This window comes from Bradyrhizobium sp. F1.13.3 (assembly GCF_040548265.1).
Lineage (GTDB): Bacteria > Pseudomonadota > Alphaproteobacteria > Rhizobiales > Xanthobacteraceae > Bradyrhizobium.
In genome coordinates, this window is the sequence record NZ_JBEPRI010000009.1 from 242,227 (window position 1) to 262,207 (window position 19,981).

Genomic DNA, 19,981 nt, shown 5'->3' on the forward strand with positions numbered 1-19,981 from the left:
CGCAATTGCGCACGGGAGCCAGGACGACGTTGGGGTTTGCACCTTAACGACAACCCCAGTTCCCGCACCCGGACGGCATTTCGCTGTCGCCTGCGACGGTCCAACGCGCTAGATTTACAGGGAAAATGAGATCGGGCGCGGCCAGCGCGCGCCCCGGGAGAAGCACGCTCGCATGCTGCACGATTGGGGCGTGATCGCCGCCGCCTTCGGCTATATCGGCTTTCTGTTCCTGGTGGCGAGCCATGGCGACCGCCGCTCGCCGGCTGGGCGCGGCCGCGCCTCGGGGCTGATCTATCCGCTGTCTCTGGCGATCTACTGCACTTCCTGGACCTTCTTCGGCTCGGTCGGCTTCGCCACTCGCACCTCCACCGACTTCCTCGCGATCTATGTCGGCCCGATCCTGATGATCGGGTTAGGGGCCGGCGTTCTCCGCCGCGTGATCCAGCTCGCCAAGGCCCACAACATCACCTCGATCGCCGACTTCATCGGCGCGCGCTACGGCAAGAGCCAGGCGGTGGCGGCAACCGTCGCGCTGATCGCGATCATCGGCTCGGTGCCCTACATCGCGCTCCAGCTCAAGGCGGTCGCCTCCTCGCTCGAAACCATCCTGAGCGAAGACCAGGCCTTCTCCCACATCCCGATCGTCGGCGACGTGGCGCTAATGGTGACACTGGCGATGGCGGCCTTCGCGGTGCTGTTCGGCACGCGGCAGACGGACGCCACCGAACACCAGCACGGCCTGATGCTGGCGGTCGCGACCGAATCCATCATCAAGCTGGTCGCCTTCCTCGCCGCGGGCATCTTCGTCACGTTCTGGATGTTCTCGCCGCACGAGCTGATCGAGCGCGCGATGAAGACACCGGAGGCGGTCCGCGCCATCAACTATTCGCCCTCGATCGGTAACTTCCTGACCATGACGCTGCTGTCGCTGTGCGCGATCATGCTGCTGCCGCGCCAGTTCCACGTCAGCGTGGTGGAGAATTCCTCGGACGCCGAGGTCGGCCGCGCGCGCTGGCTGTTCCCGCTCTATCTCGTCGCCATCAATCTGTTCGTGATCCCGATCGCGCTCGCCGGCCTCGTCAGCTTCCCGTTCGGCGCCGCCGAGCCGGATATGTACGTGCTGGCGCTGCCGATGGAGGGCGGCGCGGATCTGCTCAGCGTCGCCGTCTTCGTCGGTGGCCTGTCGGCGGCGACCGCGATGGTGATCGTCGAATGCGTCGCGCTCTCCATCATGGTCTCGAACGATCTCGTGGTGCCCCTGGTGCTGCAACGACGGCCCGAAGGGCGAACCGGCGGCGCCGATTTCAGCGACTTCCTGTTGCGCTCGCGCCGGCTCGCGATCTTCGCCATCATGGTGATGGCCTATTTCTACTACCGCGCGCTCGGCAACACCCAGCTCGCGGCGATCGGCCTGCTCTCTTTTGCCGCCATCGCCCAGCTTGCACCAAGCTTCTTCGGTGGACTGCTGTGGCGGCGCGCGACCGCGCGCGGCGCGATCGGCGGCATGCTGGTCGGGTTCGCGGTGTGGCTCTACACGTTGTTCATCCCGAGCTTCATGGACACTTCGACGGCGGGCATCCTGCTGCTCCAGCACGGCCCGTTCGGAATCGAGGCGCTGCGGCCGCAGGCGCTGTTCGGCGCCGATTTGCCGCCGCTGATGCACGGGGTCGTCTGGTCGCTGTCGCTCAACATTCTCACCTACGTGCTGCTGTCGCTGGCGCGCCGGCCGTCGTCGATCGAGCTGGTGCAGGCCGATCTGTTCGTCCCCAACACGCTGGCGCCGATCTCCCCGAACTTCCGCCGCTGGCGCACCACCGTCACGGTGCAGGACATCCAGACCACGGTGGCGCAATATCTCGGGCCTGACCGCGCGCGACATTCGTTCGAGGCATTCTCCGCGCGGCGCAATGTGCGGCTGGAGTCCGGGGCGCCCGCCGATTTCGAGCTGCTGCAGCACGCCGAGCACCTGATCGCCTCCTCGATCGGTGCGGCCTCTTCGCGTCTCGTGATGTCGCTGCTGCTGCGCAAACGAACGGTATCGGCGAAGGCTGCGCTCAAGCTGCTCGACGATTCCCATGCGGCGCTGCATTTCAACCGCGAGATTCTCCAGACCGCGCTCAACCATGTGCGCCAGGGCATCGCGGTGTTCGATGCCGATCTGCAACTGATCTGCTCCAACCGGCAGTTCGGCGATCTCCTCAACGTTCCCCCGCATTTCATCCAGTTCGGCACGCCGCTGCGTGAAATCCTGGAATTCATGGGCGTGAGCGAGCCGGCCGATCCGACCGAGCGCGAGGCCATGCTGGAGCGCCGGCTGGTGGCTTACACCACCGACGGCGAGCCTTATCTCGAGCGCCTGCCCGACCGCCACATGGTGATCGAGATCTTGACTAACCGCATGCCCGGCGGCGGATTCGTCATCACCTTCACCGACGTCACGCCCAGTTTCGAGGCGGCCGAAGCGCTGGAGCGCGCCAATGCGACGCTGGAAAAACGGGTGCGCGACCGCACCGAGGAGCTGACCCGGCTGAATTCCGAGCTGGCACTGGCCAAGAGCGCGGCCGAAGACGCCAGCATCTCCAAGACGCGCTTTCTCGCCGCCGCCAGCCACGACATTCTCCAGCCGCTGAACGCGGCGCGGCTCTATGTCACGAGCCTGGTCGAGCGCCAGCACAGCGGCGAGGAGACGCGACTGGTCGAGAACATCGACGAATCGCTTCAGGCGATCGAGGAGATCCTCGGCGCGCTGCTCGACATCTCCAGGCTCGACGCCGGCGCGATGACGACCTCGATCTCGAGCTTCAAGATGGCCGATCTGATGCGCTCGCTGGAGATCGAGTTCGCGCCGATCGCACGCGCCAAGAATCTGGCGCTCGTCTTCGTGCCGTGCTCGCTGCCCGTCGAATCGGATCGTCTCCTGCTGCGGCGGCTGCTGCAGAACCTGATCTCCAACGCGATCAAGTATACCCCGCGCGGACGCGTGCTGGTCGGTTGCCGCCGCCGCGGCGCCTCGCTCAAGATCTGCGTCTACGACACCGGCGTCGGCATCCCGACGGTCAAGCGCGGCGAGATCTTCAAGGAATTCCACCGCCTTGAGCAGGGCGCGCGGATCGCCCGCGGCCTCGGCCTTGGCCTGTCGATCGTCGAGCGGCTGGCGCGCGTGCTCAAGCACGGCATCGCCATCGATTCCAATGTCGGCGGCGGCTCGGTGTTTTCCGTGACGGTGCCGACGGCCAAGGCGATCACCCACACCGCGGCCGTGACCAGTGCGACGCCGCTCGCACGCACCTCGATCTCGGGGACCCTGATCGTCTGCATCGAGAACGATGCCGCGATCCTCGACGGCATGCGCACGCTGCTGAAGGCGTGGGACGCCGAAGTGATCGCGGTAGCCGATCCCGAGGGCGCGATCGCCGCGATCGAAACTGCCGGCCGCCGCGTGACCGGCCTGCTGGTCGACTACCATCTCGACCGCGGCAACGGCATCGCCGCGATCCGCGACATCCGCCGCCGCTTCGGTGACGGCATCCCCGCGATCCTGATCACTGCCGACCGCAGCCCCGCCGTGCAAATGGCTGCGCGCGACGAAAAGGTCGCGGTGCTCAACAAGCCGGTCAAGCCGGCTTCGCTCCGCGCCCTGCTCGGCCAGTGGCGCACGCAGCAGATGGTGGCGGCGGAGTAGCGGGTCAGGCGCCGCCGTCGGCGTCGATGACGGCCTTGGCAAAGGCTTGTGGTGCTTCCTGCGGCAGATTGTGGCCGATGCCACCGGTAATCAGGCGAAACTCGTAGCGGCCCGAGAACTTTTTGGCATAGGCGCTCGGGTCGGGATGCGGGGCGCCGTTGGCGTCGCCTTCCATCGTGATGGTCGGCACGTCGATGACCGGACCCGCGGCGAGCTTCTTTTCGAGATGTTCGTACTTCACTTCGCCCTGGGCAAGCCCGAGCCGCCAGCGGTAATTGTGAATGGTGATCGCGACGTGATCCTTGTTGTCCAGCGCCGCCGCGCTGCGGTCGAAGGTGGCGTCGTCGAACTTCCACTGCGGCGAGGCCAGCTTCCAGATCAGTTTTGCGAAATCATGCGTGTACTTCTCGTATCCGGCGCGGCCGCGCTCGGTCGAGAAATAGAACTGGTACCACCAGAGCAGCTCGGCCGACGGCGGCAGCGGTGCATTGCCCGCGGCCTGACTGGATATCAGATAGCCGCTGACCGACACCAGCGCGCGGCAGCGCTCCGGCCACAGCGCAGCGATGATGTCGGCGGTGCGCGCGCCCCAATCGAAACCGGCGACGACCGCCTTCTTGATGTCGAGCTTGTCCATCAGCGCGATGATGTCGGCGGCCATTGCTGCCGGCTCGCCGTTGCGCGGCGTTTCGTCGGAGAGGAAGTGCGTCGAGCCGTAGCCACGCAGGTAGGGGATGATGACGCGATAGCCGGCCTTCGCCAGGATCGGCGCGACGTCGACGAAGGCGTGAATGTCGTAGGGCCAGCCGTGCAGCAGGATCGCTACGGGACCGTTCGCAGGACCGGCTTCCGCGTAGCCGACGTTGAGGACGCCGGCATCGATCTGCTTGATCGCGCCGAATGAGGCGTTCGTTGCGGAATAGCGCGGCGCTTCCGATTCGGCGCGGGCGAGGCCGATCACGCCGAGGCCGGCGGCGACAGTTCCTGCGGCGACGCCAAAGAACTGGCGGCGGTGCTGGTCAATGCTCTGTGTCATGGTGCTGCTCCCTTGTTGATCGGCCATGCACTGACTAGCAGCGGCGACCGCGAGACACCCGTTTGGAGTTGTGAGAAGTTGTGAGGTTCCGGTTCCAGCATCTGCGGCCCGATCGCCGGGACACGAGAACGGAGTGTGGCGCACGTTCTCTCCACATCGTCATTGCGAGCGTAGCGAAGCAATCCAGAATCCCTCCGCGGCGGCAGACTGGATTGCTTCGCTGCGCTCGCAATGACGGAGTATGAGGCGATAGCGCCACTGTTCCTCGCATTTTGAATTGCGGACACACCTTCGCATCCTCGCGGCTGATTTCGCCCGAGCTTTGCTTCGTCATTCCACCCTCTTATCCAAGAGGGCGCAGGGAAGGCCGGGTGCCGGCTGGCACCCGCGGTCCGCTGCGCGAAAAGCACACGCAGGAAAACCGCACAGCAGCATACAGGTGTAGCCAATCACTCGGCCTTCCCTGCGCGATGGTTGGACGGCTTATGCCGTGCTCTCCCGGGAGCCGAGTTCCTGCTGGCCTCCCTCGTCCTCGCGAAATTCACCGGCACCGCGCCGGTTGACGCAGATGCCGCATCCGCAAGAGCTTGACCGTAGCAACGACGGCCAGGACCACACGGTTTTGCCGTACGCACGGCCCGCCATTTCGCCGCAGTTTTCCCAGCCCTGTCGACGGAGCCGGAAACTTACAGACGAGACGAAGCCTAGCAGCGCCGCTCGTCGGAACGAAGCCTTGGGCTCACGGAGAGCAATCCGCCCTGCCCACGCCTCTCGCACCCGAACGCTGCCGCGTCCACCGCAAGCCCGGCTCGCGAACGTGACGACCACAAGATCGCCCCTCAAGGATGAGCCGGGATAGGCGACACATACGCCATTTCCGAATTTCGGTAAAGTGGAATATTTTTGCGCGCGCGGATTGACAGAGGGGCGACACAGGCGCGGTCGCGTAGCTCGCCCGCTAGGGACTCACCCCGTCGGGGTGCCCTGCTTCCACTGGCCGCCGGCGATCTTTGCGGCGGCGATCACGGCTTGGGTCCGGCTTTCGACGCCGAGCTTCTGCAGGATCGCCGAGACATGCGCCTTGATGGTGGCCTCGGAGACGCCGAGCTCGTAGGCGATCTGCTTGTTGAGCAATCCCTCCGACAGCATCATCAGAACCCGGACCTGCTGCGGCGTCAGCGTCACCAGCCGGTCGCGCAGGCGCGTCATGTCGGGGTCCGCGACCGCCGACAGATCAGTGTCGGCGGGAACCCAGACCTCGCCCTCCATCACCTTGAGGATGGCGTCGCGCAGGGTCTCGACGCCGAAGCGCTTCGGAATGAAACCGGAAGCGCCGAAATCCAGCGAACGGCGAATCGTGGCGCTGTCGTCGGAGGCGGAGACGATCACCACCGGGATCGCCGGATATTGCGCGCGCAGATAGATCAGGCCTGAAAAGCCGGAGATCCCGGGCATCGAGAGGTCGAGCAGGATCAGGTCGACGTCGGAGGTCTGTTCCAAAAGCTTGGTCAGATCCTCGAACGATCCAGCCTCGTCGATCCTGGCCGAGCTCAGGACGCCCGCCACCGCCTGCCGCAGCGCGTCGCGGAACAGCGGGTGGTCATCGGCAATGACGAGATGGGTCGAGGGAGCGTTCATCGTTCTCTTGCTGGCAATCGCACCGGGCCAGTAAGCCGGCGCAGGCCCTTGGGTCAATTCTTTCCCGACCAGCCGTGGCATGCAAGTGGACATTATCCCTTTGCTGCAACGGGGTTAATCCACAGGCCGGCACTATGTTGCCGAATGGAACGCCCGCGGCGTCAGGCGAGCGTCAGTGCGAAAGGCCGAAAGTCGTATTGGGGCGGGTTTCACGCCAATGTTACCTTGGGGGTAAGGCTTGGGTTGATCCGGCATGGCCGGGCATCCAGGGCGCGAGGAAACGATTTTTCGGGGAGCGACTCAACATGTCGACAATGGCTGTGTCTCAAGCAGGCGCGGGAGGGATGACGAAGGACGAACGGTTCGTCATTCTCGCCTCCTCGCTCGGTACCGTTTTCGAGTGGTACGATTTCTATCTCTACGGTTCGCTGGCCGGCATCATCGGCGCGCAGTTCTTCTCGGCCTATCCGCCGGCAACCCGCGACATCTTCGCGCTGCTGGCCTTCGCCGCGGGCTTCCTGGTGCGCCCGTTCGGCGCGATCGTGTTCGGCCGTGTCGGCGACATCGTCGGTCGCAAATACACCTTCCTCGTCACCATCCTGATCATGGGTCTGTCGACCTTCATTGTCGGCCTGCTGCCCAACGCTGCGACCATCGGCATCGCGGCCCCGATCATCCTGATCGCGCTGCGTCTCGCCCAGGGCCTGGCGCTCGGCGGTGAGTATGGCGGTGCGGCGACCTACGTCGCGGAGCATGCCCCGAACGGCAAGCGCGGCTACTACACCTCCTTCATCCAGACCACGGCGACGCTCGGCCTGTTCCTGTCGCTGCTGGTGATCCTGTTCACGCGCTCCGCGCTCGGCGAACCCGACTTCGCAGCCTGGGGCTGGCGCATTCCGTTCCTGGTCTCGGTGCTGCTGCTCGGCGTCTCTGTCTGGATCCGGCTTCGCCTCAACGAATCCCCGATCTTCCAGAAGATGAAGGACGAGGGGAAGAGCTCGAAGGCCCCGCTGACGGAAGCCTTCGGCAACTGGCAGAACGGCAAGCTCGTGCTGCTGGCGCTGCTTGGCGGCGTGATGGGCCAGGGCGTGGTCTGGTACACCGGCCAGTTCTACGCGCTGTTCTTCCTGCAATCGATCCTCAAGGTCGACGGCTACACCGCCAACCTGCTGATCGCCTGGTCGCTCCTGCTCGGGACCGGCTTCTTCATCGTGTTCGGCATGCTGTCCGACAAGATCGGCCGCAAGCCGATCATCCTCGGCGGCTGTCTGATCGCGGCGCTGACCTTCTTCCCGATCTTCAAGATGATCACCACCAACGCCAACCCGGCGCTGGAAAAGGCGATCGAGTCGGTCAAGGTCGACGTGGTGGCGGATCCCGCGGGTTGCGGCGACCTGTTCAACCCGGTCGGCACCCGCGTCTTCACGTCGCCTTGCGACACCGCGCGTGCCTACCTGTCGCAGTCGTCGGTCAAGTACTCGACCACGCCGGGTGCGGCGGGCTCCGGCGTGAAGGTGGTGGTCAACGGCAAGGAAGTTCCCTACGCCAACGCCAAGGACGGCAATCCGGCGCTCCTCGCCGCCGCGCAGGCGGCCGGCTATCCGAAGCCCGGCGATGCAGGCATCGTGAAGATGGCGCATCCGTTCGACATCTTCCGTCCGCAGGTCGCTGCGGTTGTCGGGCTGCTATTCGTCCTGGTGCTCTTCGTCACCATGGTCTACGGCCCGATCGCCGCGATGCTGGTCGAACTGTTCCCGACCCGCATCCGCTACACCTCGATGTCGCTGCCCTACCACATCGGTAACGGCTGGTTCGGCGGCCTGCTGCCGGCGACCGCCTTCGCCATCGTGGCCTCGACCGGCGATATCTATGCGGGCCTCTGGTATCCGGTCATCTTCGCATCGATTACCGTCGTGATCGGCTTGTTCTTCCTGCCGGAGACCAAGGACGTCGATATCAAGTCGAACTGATCGACGGCAGATCCGGATCAACACCAACCGGCCGCGGTCTCCGCGGCCGGTTTTGTTTTATCCACCCCGCTCGAAAACGCCCTACTGATTGCCGCCGACGAATTGCAGCACGATTTCGCGCCGGTGCGGGCGCTTGCGGTGCTCGATCAGGTAGATCGCCTGCCAGGTGCCGAGCGCGAGTTTGCCGCTCAGGACCGGCACATGAAGCGAAGTCTGGGTCAGCATGGTCTTGACGTGCGCCGGCATGTCGTCGGGTCCCTCGGCATCATGCGTCCAGCCGGCGTTCTCCGGTGCGAGCCGGGACAGCGCCGTGGTGAGATCCACGAGCACGGAAGGATCGGCGTTCTCCTGAATCGTCAGCGATGCCGAGGTGTGACGAACGAACAACGTCAACGCGCCGTCTCGCGCGCCTGCCTCGGCGACGAACTTCGCAGCTTCGCCGGAGAGATCGGTGAAGCCGCGGCCCGGCGTCTGCACGGTCAGCAGCGACGATGCGATCGTGGTGGCCTGCACTGACGATGGCGCCGAGCGCGTGATGGATTTGCCTGACGTCATGAAAGTCTCGCCTGATCGAAAGCTGCCGTAGGGTGGGCAAAGCGAAGCGTGCCCACCATTCGCCCTGTATAGTTGGAAGATTGGTGGGCACGGCGCGTCGCGCCTTTGCCCACCCTACCGCATCTCGCCATGCGCTAAATCTTCCCCGACACGTCCTTCTGCACGCGGTTCGCCATGTCGATCAGCCGACGCCAGGCCTTTTCCAGGAACGACATCACGCGATCGACGTCCTGGTCGCTCGGCAGCGGGATCTCGATCCTGCGATCACCCTCGGCGGCCTTTGGTTCTCGTGCTTGCGGCTCCGCCTTCTTGAGCGGATCGGTTTTCGGCAGCGCCTCGTCGATCTTGCCTGACACGGTCGGCCCCGCCGCAAGTCGTCCCTTCAGCGTCTCGACTTCGGCCTGGAGCCTGCCGATCTCGGCGTCGAGCGCGGTACGTTCATCGGGCACCGCGTAGCAGGCCCAGCCGGCGCCGCTCCGGGTGCAGGTCGACACCGTGCCGGTGCGGCTGTCGAGCCGCAGCACGCCCTCGGGGATGGGGGTCATGCTGTAGCGGCCGTTTTCGCTGTCAGGCGCGGATTGCGCGGCGAGGCCGCCGGCGCTGACCGCCAGCGCCGCGGCGAACGCCGCCGCGGCAAGCCATGATGCTGTGGATGATGCTGTAGACGAATTCGCTGGTCTCATCGCGTTCTCCGCCACGACGCGCCGGTAGGACTTCCAAACATGGCGCTCATAAAGGTGGCATTTCTCGCAAATTCTACACCCCGGCGAGGCGATCCGCCGCCCAAAACGCGCCTTTGACATGAACGATCGCGGCACCCCCTTTGATCCCGGCAGCCGGGTGAAATGGCGACTGCATCCGCCGATCAAGCGGAGACCTGCTGCGGTGCGGCGTCACGCTGTGTGCAGCGCTGCCGCTCGCGTCGATATTTTCAAATAAATCAGATACATAACGGGAATGGACGCAATCGTGACTTGGCTTGACTTGATTATGGGCCATCAGTATGGTCCGCGCGGCTTTTGAGGGTGGCGGGCGCAATTTCCATTCAGCCGCGGCGTTTCGGGTCTTCGTTGCATGACACAGGGCACGGGACACGGCGAGAATGGAGATCGCGATAGATCGCCCGAGGAAGCTGCGCTTTCCGAACGGCTCGGAAATCTTGATCAGCGGTTGTCCGAATTTCGCGGCCGCCACATCAAGACCGAGCAACCCGCAGGTGACGGTGAAGACAGAGCGGCCAGAGCCTCGGCGATGGCGCTTGGTTTCCGGTTATCCTCCGAGTTGGTCGCCGGGGTCGTTGTCGGAGCGGGGATTGGCTGGGGTTTCGACCGCTTGCTGTCGACGTCGCCTTTCGGATTTATCGTGTTCCTGCTGCTGGGCTTCGTCGCCGGCGTGGTGAATGTGGTGAGAACGGCAGGCGCGGGTCAGAACAGGCGCGGTGGTTCTTAAGCGATCCACTCCAGGAGAGGAATGATCGTGCCGGCTCGCGCCGGTACGGGCCGGGCCCGACCGGCAGACCGAGACCCGCCGGCATCGCCCGGCAGACCAAGAGATGCCGCGCTGATGAAAATCGATCCGATCCACCAGTTCAACATCGAGCCTCTCTTCACCCTGGGCCATATCGGCAACCACACGATCGCCTTCACCAATTCGTCGCTCTACATGCTGGTGGCGGTCGCGATCATCTCGATCCTGATGCTCGCCAGCGGCACGCAGTTGGTTCCCGGACGCCTGCAGTCGGTCGCCGAGATTTCCTACGAGTTCGTGGCCTCGACGATCCGCTCGACGGCCGGCGCGGAAGGCATGAAGTTCTTCCCGCTGATCTTCTCGCTGTTCATGTTCATCTGCGTTTCGAACCTGGTCGGCATCATCCCCTACACCTTCACGATCTCGAGCCATCTGATCGTCACCGCGGCGCTCGCGCTGCTGGTCTTCTTCACGGTGCTGATCTACGGCGTTGCCAAGAACGGCATGAAATTCTTCTCGATCTTCGTGCCCCACGGCGTCCCCGGCTACATCCTGCCGCTGGTGATGTTCATCGAGATTCTGTCGTTCTTCCTGCGGCCGGTCTCCCACAGCGTTCGTCTGTTCGCCAACATGCTGGCCGGCCACATCGCGCTGAAGGTGTTCGCGGGTTTCGTCGCCATGCTCGGCTTCTCGCTCGGCGCCCTCGGCTGGGTCGGCGGCGTGCTGCCGCTGGCGCTCACGGTCGCGCTGTACGCTCTCGAGATTCTGGTCGCGTTCCTGCAAGCCTATGTGTTTGCGATCCTGACCTGCATCTACCTCAACGACGCCATTCATCCGGGACACTGAGCGGTCCGGGGAATTTCCACCCAAAACCCAATCTTTCTTCCAAGGAGTCTAAAATGGATCCGGCAGCAGCAAAACTTATCGGCGCGGGCATCGCATGCATCGGCATGGGCGGCGCGGGCGTCGGCGTCGGCGTGATCTTCGGCAACTACCTCGCCGCAGCCGTTCGCAACCCCTCGGCCGCTCAGGGCCAGTTCGGCAATCTGATCTTCGGCTTCGCCGTGACCGAAGCGCTCGGAATTTTCTCGCTGCTGATCGCGCTGCTGCTGCTGTTCGTTCCGCTCTGAGAACGATTTTTCGCGCCGCTTCGACCGAAGCGACGCGCATGGCTGCAACAGGAGTAATCCATGGCTGAAAGTCATGGCGGGGCGAAAAGTCCGGCGGCGGGCGCCCACACCGGGTCCGAAGGCGGTCACGGTGGCGGTTTTCCGCCGTTCGAGAGCGGCACCTATGCTTCGCAGCTGGTGTCGCTCGCGATCTTCTTCGTCGCGCTTTACGTGATCGTGTCCAAGCTCGCTTTGCCGCGCGTCGGCGGGGCGATCGAGGCGCGCCAGAACAAGATCGAGGGCGACCTCGCCGAAGCGCAGAAGCTGAAGGACCAGTCCGAAGCGGCGCTGAAGGCCTATGAAAGCGAGCTTGCTTCGGCACGCTCGCGTGCGCAGGCCATCGGCAACGAATCCCGCGACAAGGCGAATGCGCAGGCGGACGCCGAGCGCAAGGCGCTGGAAGAGCAACTGGCGGCCAAGCTCGCCGAGGCGGAGAAGACCATCGCCTCGACCCGTGCGACCGCCATGAGCAACGTCCGCGGCATCGCGGCCGATGCGGCAGGCACCATCGTGCAGCAGCTCACCGGCGTGGTTCCGGACGCGGCATTGGTCAATGCCGCCGTTGATGCGTCCTTGAAGGGTTAATCGATATGTTCTTCGATCCTGAAACCTGGGTCGCCATCGCCTTCGTGATCCTGATGGTCGTGTTCGGCTATCTCGGGGTCTTCAAGAAGGCCATGACTGCGCTCGACCATCGCGCCGATCGCATCAAGGCCGAGCTCGACGATGCGACGCGCCTCAAGCAGGAAGCCGCCAAGGTGCTCGCCGACTACAAGGCGCGCACCGCCTCGGCCGAACGCGAGGCCGCCGACATCATCGCCAACGCGAAGAGCGAAGCCGAACGCATCGCAATCGAGGCCAAGGCCAAGGTGGAAGATTTCGTCGCTCGCCGCACCAAGACCGCGGAGGGCAAGATCGCGCTCGCCGAGGCCCAAGCGGTCGCCGATGTTCGCGCCGCAGCCGCCGAAGCCGCCGTCCAGGCCGCCTCCACGATCCTGTCGCAGTCAGTCAGGGGCCAGGTCGCCGACGATCTGCTCGCCAAGGGCATCACCGAGGTTCGGCAGAAGCTGAACTGAGGGGTCTCGCCTTCACCCATCAAAAAGCCGGCGCGATCAGCGCCGGCTTTTTTGTTTGAAAGTTTGCTTTCTCGTCGTCATGGCCGGGCTTGTCCCGGCCATCCACGTTCTATTCAGGCGGAGCGAAGGACGTGGATGCCCGGGACAAGCCCGGGCATGACGGTCACTTGCAAATCATTCGCCTACTTCTTCTTCGCCCGCGACTTCGGCTCGGGTGACAGCGCCTGCGGATCGAAGCCGACATAGAAGATGTAGCTATCGGCGTCCTTGGCCGACGGCATCGGATAGACCAGATCCTCGGCCACGAAGGTGAACGGCACGCTGCCGCCCTCCGACATTCCGACCGTGGTCCGGTAGGCCTTGGAAGCGATCACCTTCTCGCCGACGCCGCCCTGCACCACGGCGACGCGCAGGGGCACCTCGACGGTCGCAGGCGCGCCGGCGGGGCCGGCAATGACGCGGCCCTGGATGCCGATCCGGGCCGTGATATCGCCGCCATTGCGGGCGCATTCGCGCGCCATCTTGGTGATGGTGGCCTGGAAGCGGATCTCATTGCCGACGGCCGGCTTGCCGGTGGCACCGACCGCATAGGTGGAGGCTCCGGCACGCACCGTGACCTGCGGGCAATCAAGATCGTCGTCAGCCGCCGGCTGGCCTGGTGCAGGCGCCGGCTTGGGTTGGGCCGGCTCGTCCGACTTGCCGCCGAACAGGCCCTTGAATCGATCGGTCAGCGACTGCGCCGCGACCGGCGAGACGGAGACGAGCGCAACTGACAACGCCAGCGCGGCCGCTGCCCCCCGCCGCAACGCATTCCGCGATGACCGAAGCTCCTGCACCATCAACACCCATACTCCATGACGACATCACGGCCGATCACCGGCCGGGTTGCGCCGTTATATCGTCAAAACCGGCGAACCCAAGGCAGGCACACAGGAGACTTTGGTCACATGAATGAACGGGCTCAGCCGCGGAAATCCTCGTGCAGCAGGCCGAAGAGCAAATGGTCCTGCCAGACCCCGTTGATGCAGAGATAGCGGCGCGCCAGGCCCTCGCGGGAGAAACCGCACTTCTCCAGCACCCGGATCGACGGCGCATTGGTCGGGATGCAGGCGGCCTCGACCCGGTGCAGATTGAGCTCGCCGAACAGCGTCGGCAGCAGCACCCGCAGCGCGGCCGTCATGTAGCCGCGCTGGGCGTGAGGCTTCCCGACCCAATAGCCGATGGTGCCCGCCTGGACGATGCCGCGACGGACATTGGCGAGCGTGATGCCGCCGACCATGGCGCCGTCGAGCTCCCGGAAGATCAGAAAGGGATAGGACCGATCCGCGGCGATGTCCTCGGAATAGCGGCGCAGGCGACGGCGGAAGCCGGAGCGGGTGAGATCGTCCGACGGCCAGATCGGCTCCCAGGGCGTCAGGTAATCGCGGCTGGACTCGCGCAGATGGGCCCACTGCAGGAAGTCCGACATCTGCGGCGCGCGTAGCAACAGGCCATTGCCGCGCGGCGCGAGAGCGGCGGGTCCACTGGATGGCAGGCGAAAGAGGGCCATGGTGATGCTTCCCGGGGCGGTTCAACCCGTGCGCGGCTCCTAATGCAGCCGCGCCTTGGCGCGTGCCCGGGTCAATCCTTCCGCAAAAGACACCGCCGTGTCCAGACCCCTGCCACTGCCCAATGCGACAACCGCAGGGCGGCTGCGCGAAAGCAGCGCACGCGCCGCATCACGGGTCGATTCGACGCTGACGGCGTCGATCCGGGCCACCAGCTCCTCGGCCGTCTGGGGCCGGCCATAGGCCAGCACGTGGCGGGCGAGCTGCTCGGCGCGGGACGAGCAGCTCTCCAGCGCCATCAGCAGCCCCGCCTTCATCTGCGCCTTGGCCCGCGCGATCTCGACCTCGGTCAGGGTCTCGACCGAATCGTTCATGATGTCGACCACGACCTCCATCATCTCGGGCGCATCGGCCGGATCGGTGCCGGTGTAGAGGCCGAAGAAGCCGGTGTCGGTATAGGGGGCGTGGAACGAGTAGATCGAGTAACAGAGGCCGCGCTTCTCGCGCACCTCCTGGAACAGCCGCGACGACATCCCGCCGCCGAGGATGTTGGTGAAGACCTGGAGCGAGAACAGCGACAGATCGGTCTGCGGCACGCCCTCCAGCGCCAGGGTCAGATGCGCCTGCTCGAGCTCGCGATGCACCACCTTGGTGCCGCCCTTGCCGAACTGCGCGGGTTGCGGCTTGGGACCCGCTGTCCCCTCAAAACTGGCAAAGCGCTGCTCGACCTCGGCGACCACCTGCTTGTGATCGACCGCCCCGGCTGCCGCCACCACCATGTCGGGCCCGCGGTAATGCGTCGACAGATAGTCGCGCAGCGAGTCGCGGCTGAAGGCACGCAAGGTCTTCGCAGTTCCCAGCAGCGAGCGGCCCATCGGCTGGTCGGGATAGCAGAGCTCGTTGAGATGCTCGAACACGACGTCGTCAGGCGTGTCCTGCGCCGCGCCGATCTCCTGCACGATGACGTTCTTCTCACGCTCGAGCTCGTCGGGCTCGAAGGCCGGGTTGGCCAGGATGTCGGCGAGCACGTCGAGCGCGAGCGGCACGTCGGCCTTCAGCACCCGCGCATAATAGGACGTGGTCTCGGTCGAGGTGCCGGCATTGAGGTCGCCGCCGACCGCCTCGATCTCCTCGACGATCTCGCGCGAGGAGCGCTTCGTCGTGCCCTTGAACGCCATATGTTCCAGGAGATGCGAGATCCCGTGCTCGTTGGGCTTCTCGTCGCGCCCGCCGACGCCGGCCCAGACGCCGAGCGCCGCGGTCTCGAGATGGGGCATCTTGTCGGTGACGACAGTCAGGCCGGACGCAAGCTTGGAAATCTCGACGCTCATCCGGCAACTCCCTGTTTCGCGGCGCGGCTGACCGACAGCACGAACCGCTCGACCTCGGCCTGGTCGTTCTTCATCACCTTCATGTGTTCGGATTTGGTCATCAGACCATCGAGCCAGGCCGGCAGTTGCGGCCGCTGGCCGCAGGCCGCTTCGACCGCATCAGGGAATTTGGCCGGATGGGCAGTGGACAGCACGATGCTGGGAACCGTCCTGTCCGTGGTGTCGCGGTCGGCGACCGCAAGCGCGACCGCGGTGTGGGGGTCGACCAGCTCGCCCGCCTCGCGCCAGGCGGCGCGGATCGCAGCCGCAGTCTCGGTCTCGTCGGCCCGGCCTGCGTCGAATCCCTCGCGGATCGCGGCCAGCGTCGCATCGGGCAGCACGAAGCGCCCCGACTGCTTCAGCGAATCCATCAGACGGCGCACGCCGGCGGCATCGCGCCCGCCAGCCTCGAACAGCAGCCGCTCGAAATTCGAGGAGATCTGGATGTCCATCGACGGCGACGCCGTTGCGTGGACCTCGCGCACCTCGTAGATCCCGGTCTTCAGCGTGCGCGCCAGGATGTCGTTGACGTTGGCGGCGATGCCCAGGGTCCGCACCGGAAGACCCATGCGCTTGGCGACATAGCCGGCAAAGATGTCGCCGAAATTGCCGGTCGGCACGACGAAGTCCACCGCGCGCGCGGGTGCGCCGGCGGCAACGGCGGAGGTGAAATAGTAGACCACTTGGGCGACGATGCGCGCCCAATTGATGGAATTGACGCCGGACAGCGACGTCGCATCGCGGAAGCGGTGGTTGTTGAACATCGCCTTCACGATGGCCTGGCAATCGTCGAAATTGCCCTCGACGGCGAGCGCATGGACGTTGGCCGCGCCCGTCGTCGTCATCATCCGCCGCTGCACCTCGGAGATGCGGCCATGCGGGAACAGCACGATGAGATCGACATTTTCGAGCCCTGCGAACGCGTCGACCGCAGCACCGCCGGTGTCGCCCGAGGTCGCGACCACGATGGTGGTGCGCTGGCCGCGCTTGGCGAGAACGTGGTCCATCAGCCGCGAGATCAGCTGCATCGCCACGTCCTTGAAGGCGAGCGTCGGACCGTGGAACAGCTCCAGCACGAACTGATGCGGCGCCATCAGGCGCAGCGGCACCACCGCCGGATGGCGGAAGGTGGCGTAGGCCTCGTTCGCCATGCGGCCGAGCTCGGCGTCCGAGATCTCGCCGGCGACGAAGGGGCGGATCACCTCGACCGCGACCTCCCAATAGGGGCGACCGAAGAAGCCGGCGATGGCGTCAGTCGAGAGTTGCGGCCAGATGGCCGGCACATACAGGCCGCCGTCGCGGGCGAGCCCGGTCAGCATCACGTCGCAGAAGCCGAGTTCGGGGGCCTCGCCCCGGGTCGAGATATAACGAGTCAAACTGCCCTCCAAAGGCCGGCCGAGCCTGAGCTCGATCCGCAAGCCTTTGATTTTACGAAATTACTTGTTAACAGCCAGAAGCTTTGAGCCACCATAAAGTGTTTTGCGGCATCGGGAAACCGCTTCGCAACTGGGGCCATTGAACGAAAAGCACTGCCAACGAAATGCGCTGCCAACGAAAAGGGCTGCGGCAATGCCGCAGCCCTCTCTTGGAAGGTCTGTCGTTGTGTGCAGACCGGTTTTGCCTGTTGGGGTCACCGACCCGCAAAAACTGTTCGCGCAAGCTTTCATCGCCTGTCACGCGATCGTCAAGGTCAAAACTGGATGCGCGAGAAAATGTTCCTATTTTTCCCGACACGTTTCGGCGCTAGCAAACGCTCTTGAGCAGTCTCGCATCACGCATTGCCATTAATTCCCGAACGGCCGGACAGTTCGGGAACGAACGACGGCTCGGCCCATTGTGTCGGCGGATGGTGTCGGCACTTTCCATGCATTGCCCGGCTGCGCCGAGACCGGTCCGCCCGCCGGACCGGCAGCATCCTGGAGCAGCCGGTTCGGCGCCCCGGGGCGTCAGTTCATCCCGATTTCCACCGCGATCCGGATCAGGTCGGAATGGTTCTTGGCACCGAGCTTCTGCTTGAGCAGGGAAGTGGTGTTGGCGACGGTCTTGTAGGAGATACCGAGCGCCTCGGCGACCTCGACGATCTTGTCGCCTCGCCCCAGCAGGCGGAGAATCTCGAGCTCCCGCGGCGTCATCTGCGAGGCGGGATTGGCCTTGATCGCCGCGCCGGAAAACGTCACGGCTTCGGCGAGCTGCGGTGAGATGAAATTGTCGCCCGCAACGACCTTGCGCACCGCCTTGAGCAGGATGCGGGGATCGTCGCCCTTGGAGACGTAGCCTTGCGCCCCGAGCTCGACCGCCCGCACTACGAAGGCCGGATCGTCGTTCATGCTGAACATGATGATCTTGGCGTCGGGATCGTCCTTGCGAATGCGTCGCATTAGTTCAAAGCCAGAGACGTCGGGCAGGCTGATGTCGATCACTGTGACGTCGGGCCGCTTGCTGACATAGGCGCGATGCCCGGATTTGGCGTCGGTCGCCTCGTCGATCCGAATCGAATGGTCGGAGGCGAACAGGGTGCGGCAACCCGACAGCACCACGGGGTGGTCGTCGACAATCAGGACGCGGGTCGCCGGCTTGGCAGTATCTTGCATCGCAGTTCTCTAGTTTTTCGACTCATAAACCGACGGGAACAAATGGAAAGAGCAAATCGGACCGATGCGCGTTAGAATTGACCTAATGTGGCAACGCTTCTCGTTCAGGACCCAACTGTTTCTGCCGCTCGGCATCAGCTTCCTCGCCGCGCTGATCATGGGCGGCGTGCTGCTCCAAACCTTCGCGACCGACCAATTGGCGGACGAGAACGAGCCGGGGCGGCGTTTGATCCAGACCGTTGCCGCCGCGCTCAACAACACCCTGCGCACCTCGAACAATCCGCGGCAGACGCTCGACGCCTTTGTCCATTCTCTGGACACTTCCTCCGATATCCAATTCCGTGCCGTGGAGACGGGTCCCGCGTCCTCAGCGAGGGGCAGCCTGCGCAAGCCGCATGGCGTACCGCAATGGTTTGTCGACCTGCTCACCGTTCCGGTCATGGACGCGACAGCGCCGGTGACGATCGACGGCCAGCGTGTCGGCGATCTCGTCTTCCTGCCGGACCTGTCGGCCGATCTGTTCGAGAAGTGGATCGGCTTTCTCGCGCTGACCATCCTCGTTGCCGCGCTGATGGTGCTCACCGGTACCATTGCCTATGTTTTCGCGGGATCGGCCCTGCGCCCGCTGCAAGATCTCGGCGAAGGGCTCACGCGGATGCGGCGCGGCGACTACGCAACGCCGATCCCGGTCGGAGGACCGCCGGAAATCCGGCAAAGCTGCGAGGAGGCCAACGCGCTGGCCGAAACGCTGGCGCAGTTGAGCCAGGACAATCGCGACCTGCTGCACCGCCTAGTGTCGCTCCAGGACGACGAGCGGCGCGATCTCGCGCGCGAACTGCACGACGAACTCGGTCCGCTGCTGTTCAGCATCCGCGCCGGCACGATCGCATTGGCCGACGCCTCGCCCCCGGCGGGAAATCCCGGCAGTTCGGCGCAGGATGTGTTGCAATCGGTCGAGGCGCTCCAGCAGACCAACCGCCGCATCCTCGACCGGTTGCGACCGCTCTACATCGAGGAATTGGGCCTGGAGACCAGTGTGCAGACGCTGCTCCGGAATTTTCGCAAGCAGGCGCCGTCCATCAACCTGACGGACACCGTTGATCCGGATCTCAACGGGATCAACGGGCCGCTGGCTCAGACCGTCTATCGCGTGATTCAGGAGGCGCTGACCAACGTGTTGCGCCACGCCAGCGCCAGCAATGCCCATGTGCAGGCGACCTTCGCCAGCGAGACGGTCGTCATCGAGGTTTCCGACGACGGCGGCGGCTTTCCCGAAGGCAATGTGTTCGGCCGCGGCCTGACCGGCATGCATGAGCGCGTGCGCGCACTCAGCGGATCGCTGTCACTGCTGCGCGTGGACGATAGAACCTCTGTGCGCTGCCGCCTTCCCGCCGCACCGGCACGCGAGGCGCTCATCGACGATTAGCACGCACAGCCAAGCTGCGCGTTCTGTCGCGCCGGCTCGCACAGCGTGGTGCGGATCTTGCCGTCCAGGCTGAAGCAAAACGAGGCGCGGATGCGCAGCGCGCCGCCGACGGAATATTCGAGATCGACGCCGTGGGGCGCAGGATGGATTTCCTCCAGCCCGAAACCTGCCGACGAGAAAGCGCTGAGCCGCGGCTGCCAATATTCTTCGAGCTCACTCCGGCCGTGATAGCGCTGCGCGCCGTTGCACGTGCATTCGACCTGGGCGTCGTCCGCATAGAGATCGAGGAGCGTCGCAAGGTCGCCCTTCCTGCAGGCATCGACCCAGTCGACGACAATTCCCATCTGGTCGAAATCGCTCACGCTGCAATCCTGTCTGCCGCGGAAAAACGATGGCGGCTTAGGACCACACTCGTGAATGTGCGCTGAATGGTAAACCCCGGGCGATACCGGGT

Annotated in this window: 19 protein-coding genes; 8 read left to right on the forward strand and 11 right to left on the reverse strand. The window is 64.8% G+C overall.

From position 1 onward, the window contains the following. Positions 1–172: 172 nt before the first annotated feature. Positions 173–3,682, forward strand: coding sequence for a PAS domain-containing hybrid sensor histidine kinase/response regulator (locus ABIB66_RS24630; RefSeq protein WP_354207627.1), 3,510 nt, complete (start codon positions 173–175; stop codon positions 3,680–3,682). 4 nt (positions 3,683–3,686) lie between these two features. On the opposite strand, the gene ABIB66_RS24635 is transcribed toward ABIB66_RS24630, so the two are convergent. Together ABIB66_RS24635 and ABIB66_RS24640 are read right to left on the reverse strand one after the other, a co-directional pair. Next, complete coding sequence (locus tag ABIB66_RS24635; protein ID WP_275174501.1) at positions 3,687–4,718, reverse strand: alpha/beta fold hydrolase; 1,032 nt, start codon at positions 4,716–4,718, stop codon at positions 3,687–3,689. 966 nt (positions 4,719–5,684) lie between these two features. Further along, a complete protein-coding gene (locus ABIB66_RS24640; RefSeq protein WP_275174502.1) occupies positions 5,685–6,356 on the reverse strand; it encodes a response regulator in 672 nt (223 codons plus the stop codon). A 344-nt stretch (positions 6,357–6,700) separates the two neighbouring features. On the opposite strand from ABIB66_RS24640, the gene ABIB66_RS24645 reads away from it, so the two are divergent. Then, positions 6,701–8,326, forward strand: coding sequence for an MFS transporter (locus ABIB66_RS24645; protein ID WP_275174503.1), 1,626 nt, complete (start codon positions 6,701–6,703; stop codon positions 8,324–8,326). Between the two features lie 81 nt (positions 8,327–8,407). Here ABIB66_RS24645 and ABIB66_RS24650 read toward each other — a convergent pair whose 3' ends face one another. From ABIB66_RS24650 to ABIB66_RS24660, 3 genes are all read right to left on the reverse strand, one after another. Beyond that, positions 8,408–8,881, reverse strand: a complete 474-nt coding sequence (locus tag ABIB66_RS24650; RefSeq protein ID WP_354207624.1) for a secondary thiamine-phosphate synthase enzyme YjbQ — start codon at positions 8,879–8,881, stop codon at positions 8,408–8,410. 134 nt (positions 8,882–9,015) lie between these two features. Continuing rightward, positions 9,016–9,564 carry a hypothetical protein gene (locus ABIB66_RS24655; RefSeq protein ID WP_354255963.1) on the reverse strand — a complete coding sequence of 183 codons (549 nt, stop codon included), beginning with the start codon at positions 9,562–9,564 and terminating at the stop codon, positions 9,016–9,018. Positions 9,565–9,637: 73 nt separating this feature from the next. Then, positions 9,638–9,880: a hypothetical protein gene (locus tag ABIB66_RS24660; RefSeq protein WP_275174506.1), complete on the reverse strand. Its 243-nt coding sequence runs from the start codon at positions 9,878–9,880 to the stop codon at positions 9,638–9,640. A gap of 75 nt (positions 9,881–9,955) precedes the next feature. Between ABIB66_RS24660 and ABIB66_RS24665 the strand changes: the two genes are divergently transcribed. From ABIB66_RS24665 to ABIB66_RS24685, 5 genes are all read left to right on the forward strand, one after another. Further along, positions 9,956–10,330, forward strand: coding sequence for an AtpZ/AtpI family protein (locus tag ABIB66_RS24665; RefSeq protein ID WP_211395574.1), 375 nt, complete (start codon positions 9,956–9,958; stop codon positions 10,328–10,330). 114 nt (positions 10,331–10,444) lie between these two features. Continuing rightward, complete coding sequence (locus ABIB66_RS24670; protein WP_354207619.1) at positions 10,445–11,194, forward strand: F0F1 ATP synthase subunit A; 750 nt, start codon at positions 10,445–10,447, stop codon at positions 11,192–11,194. Between the two features lie 53 nt (positions 11,195–11,247). Further along, positions 11,248–11,478: a F0F1 ATP synthase subunit C gene (locus tag ABIB66_RS24675; RefSeq protein ID WP_007599451.1), complete on the forward strand. Its 231-nt coding sequence runs from the start codon at positions 11,248–11,250 to the stop codon at positions 11,476–11,478. A gap of 60 nt (positions 11,479–11,538) precedes the next feature. Next, positions 11,539–12,102, forward strand: coding sequence for a F0F1 ATP synthase subunit B family protein (locus ABIB66_RS24680; protein WP_275174508.1), 564 nt, complete (start codon positions 11,539–11,541; stop codon positions 12,100–12,102). A 5-nt stretch (positions 12,103–12,107) separates the two neighbouring features. Next, positions 12,108–12,593 (forward strand): F0F1 ATP synthase subunit B family protein, encoded by a 486-nt coding sequence (locus ABIB66_RS24685; RefSeq protein ID WP_027570043.1) that lies wholly within the window; start codon positions 12,108–12,110, stop codon positions 12,591–12,593. Between the two features lie 182 nt (positions 12,594–12,775). On the opposite strand, the gene ABIB66_RS24690 is transcribed toward ABIB66_RS24685, so the two are convergent. The 5 genes from ABIB66_RS24690 to ABIB66_RS24710 form a co-directional block, all read right to left on the reverse strand. Then, on the reverse strand, positions 12,776–13,432 hold the full coding sequence (locus tag ABIB66_RS24690; RefSeq protein WP_354207930.1) for a hypothetical protein: 657 nt from the start codon (positions 13,430–13,432) through the stop codon (positions 12,776–12,778). A gap of 122 nt (positions 13,433–13,554) precedes the next feature. Further along, positions 13,555–14,142: a GNAT family N-acetyltransferase gene (locus ABIB66_RS24695; protein ID WP_007599447.1), complete on the reverse strand. Its 588-nt coding sequence runs from the start codon at positions 14,140–14,142 to the stop codon at positions 13,555–13,557. A gap of 39 nt (positions 14,143–14,181) precedes the next feature. Then, a complete protein-coding gene (locus tag ABIB66_RS24700; RefSeq protein ID WP_007599446.1) occupies positions 14,182–15,471 on the reverse strand; it encodes a M16 family metallopeptidase in 1,290 nt (429 codons plus the stop codon). Continuing rightward, on the reverse strand, positions 15,468–16,886 hold the full coding sequence (thrC, locus tag ABIB66_RS24705) for a threonine synthase (RefSeq protein ID WP_354255966.1): 1,419 nt from the start codon (positions 16,884–16,886) through the stop codon (positions 15,468–15,470). The genes ABIB66_RS24700 and thrC overlap by 4 nt, the downstream gene beginning before the upstream one ends. Before the next feature lie 570 nt (positions 16,887–17,456). Beyond that, on the reverse strand, positions 17,457–18,101 hold the full coding sequence (locus ABIB66_RS24710) for a response regulator transcription factor (protein ID WP_008541266.1): 645 nt from the start codon (positions 18,099–18,101) through the stop codon (positions 17,457–17,459). Between the two features lie 85 nt (positions 18,102–18,186). Between ABIB66_RS24710 and ABIB66_RS24715 the strand changes: the two genes are divergently transcribed. Next, complete coding sequence (locus tag ABIB66_RS24715) at positions 18,187–19,527, forward strand: histidine kinase (protein ID WP_354207614.1); 1,341 nt, start codon at positions 18,187–18,189, stop codon at positions 19,525–19,527. Here ABIB66_RS24715 and ABIB66_RS24720 read toward each other — a convergent pair. Further along, entirely contained in the window at positions 19,524–19,889 is a 366-nt protein-coding gene (locus ABIB66_RS24720) for a nuclear transport factor 2 family protein (RefSeq protein WP_354207612.1), read from the reverse strand. The genes ABIB66_RS24715 and ABIB66_RS24720 overlap by 4 nt on opposite strands. Between the last annotated feature and the right edge of the window lie 92 nt (positions 19,890–19,981).

Coding starts and splice junctions, on each gene's coding strand:
- ABIB66_RS24630 (WP_354207627.1), top strand. CDS start 173: ATGCTGCACGATTGGGGCGTGATCGCCGCCGCCTTCGGCTATATCGGC.
- ABIB66_RS24635 (WP_275174501.1), bottom strand. CDS start 4,718: ATGACACAGAGCATTGACCAGCACCGCCGCCAGTTCTTTGGCGTCGCC.
- ABIB66_RS24640 (WP_275174502.1), bottom strand. CDS start 6,356: ATGAACGCTCCCTCGACCCATCTCGTCATTGCCGATGACCACCCGCTG.
- ABIB66_RS24645 (WP_275174503.1), top strand. CDS start 6,701: ATGACGAAGGACGAACGGTTCGTCATTCTCGCCTCCTCGCTCGGTACC.
- ABIB66_RS24650 (WP_354207624.1), bottom strand. CDS start 8,881: ATGACGTCAGGCAAATCCATCACGCGCTCGGCGCCATCGTCAGTGCAG.
- ABIB66_RS24655 (WP_354255963.1), bottom strand. CDS start 9,564: ATGAGACCAGCGAATTCGTCTACAGCATCATCCACAGCATCATGGCTT.
- ABIB66_RS24660 (WP_275174506.1), bottom strand. CDS start 9,880: ATGGCCCATAATCAAGTCAAGCCAAGTCACGATTGCGTCCATTCCCGT.
- ABIB66_RS24665 (WP_211395574.1), top strand. CDS start 9,956: ATGACACAGGGCACGGGACACGGCGAGAATGGAGATCGCGATAGATCG.
- ABIB66_RS24670 (WP_354207619.1), top strand. CDS start 10,445: ATGAAAATCGATCCGATCCACCAGTTCAACATCGAGCCTCTCTTCACC.
- ABIB66_RS24675 (WP_007599451.1), top strand. CDS start 11,248: ATGGATCCGGCAGCAGCAAAACTTATCGGCGCGGGCATCGCATGCATC.
- ABIB66_RS24680 (WP_275174508.1), top strand. CDS start 11,539: ATGGCTGAAAGTCATGGCGGGGCGAAAAGTCCGGCGGCGGGCGCCCAC.
- ABIB66_RS24685 (WP_027570043.1), top strand. CDS start 12,108: ATGTTCTTCGATCCTGAAACCTGGGTCGCCATCGCCTTCGTGATCCTG.
- ABIB66_RS24690 (WP_354207930.1), bottom strand. CDS start 13,432: ATGGTGCAGGAGCTTCGGTCATCGCGGAATGCGTTGCGGCGGGGGGCA.
- ABIB66_RS24695 (WP_007599447.1), bottom strand. CDS start 14,142: ATGGCCCTCTTTCGCCTGCCATCCAGTGGACCCGCCGCTCTCGCGCCG.
- ABIB66_RS24700 (WP_007599446.1), bottom strand. CDS start 15,471: ATGAGCGTCGAGATTTCCAAGCTTGCGTCCGGCCTGACTGTCGTCACC.
- ABIB66_RS24710 (WP_008541266.1), bottom strand. CDS start 18,101: ATGCAAGATACTGCCAAGCCGGCGACCCGCGTCCTGATTGTCGACGAC.
- ABIB66_RS24715 (WP_354207614.1), top strand. CDS start 18,187: ATGTGGCAACGCTTCTCGTTCAGGACCCAACTGTTTCTGCCGCTCGGC.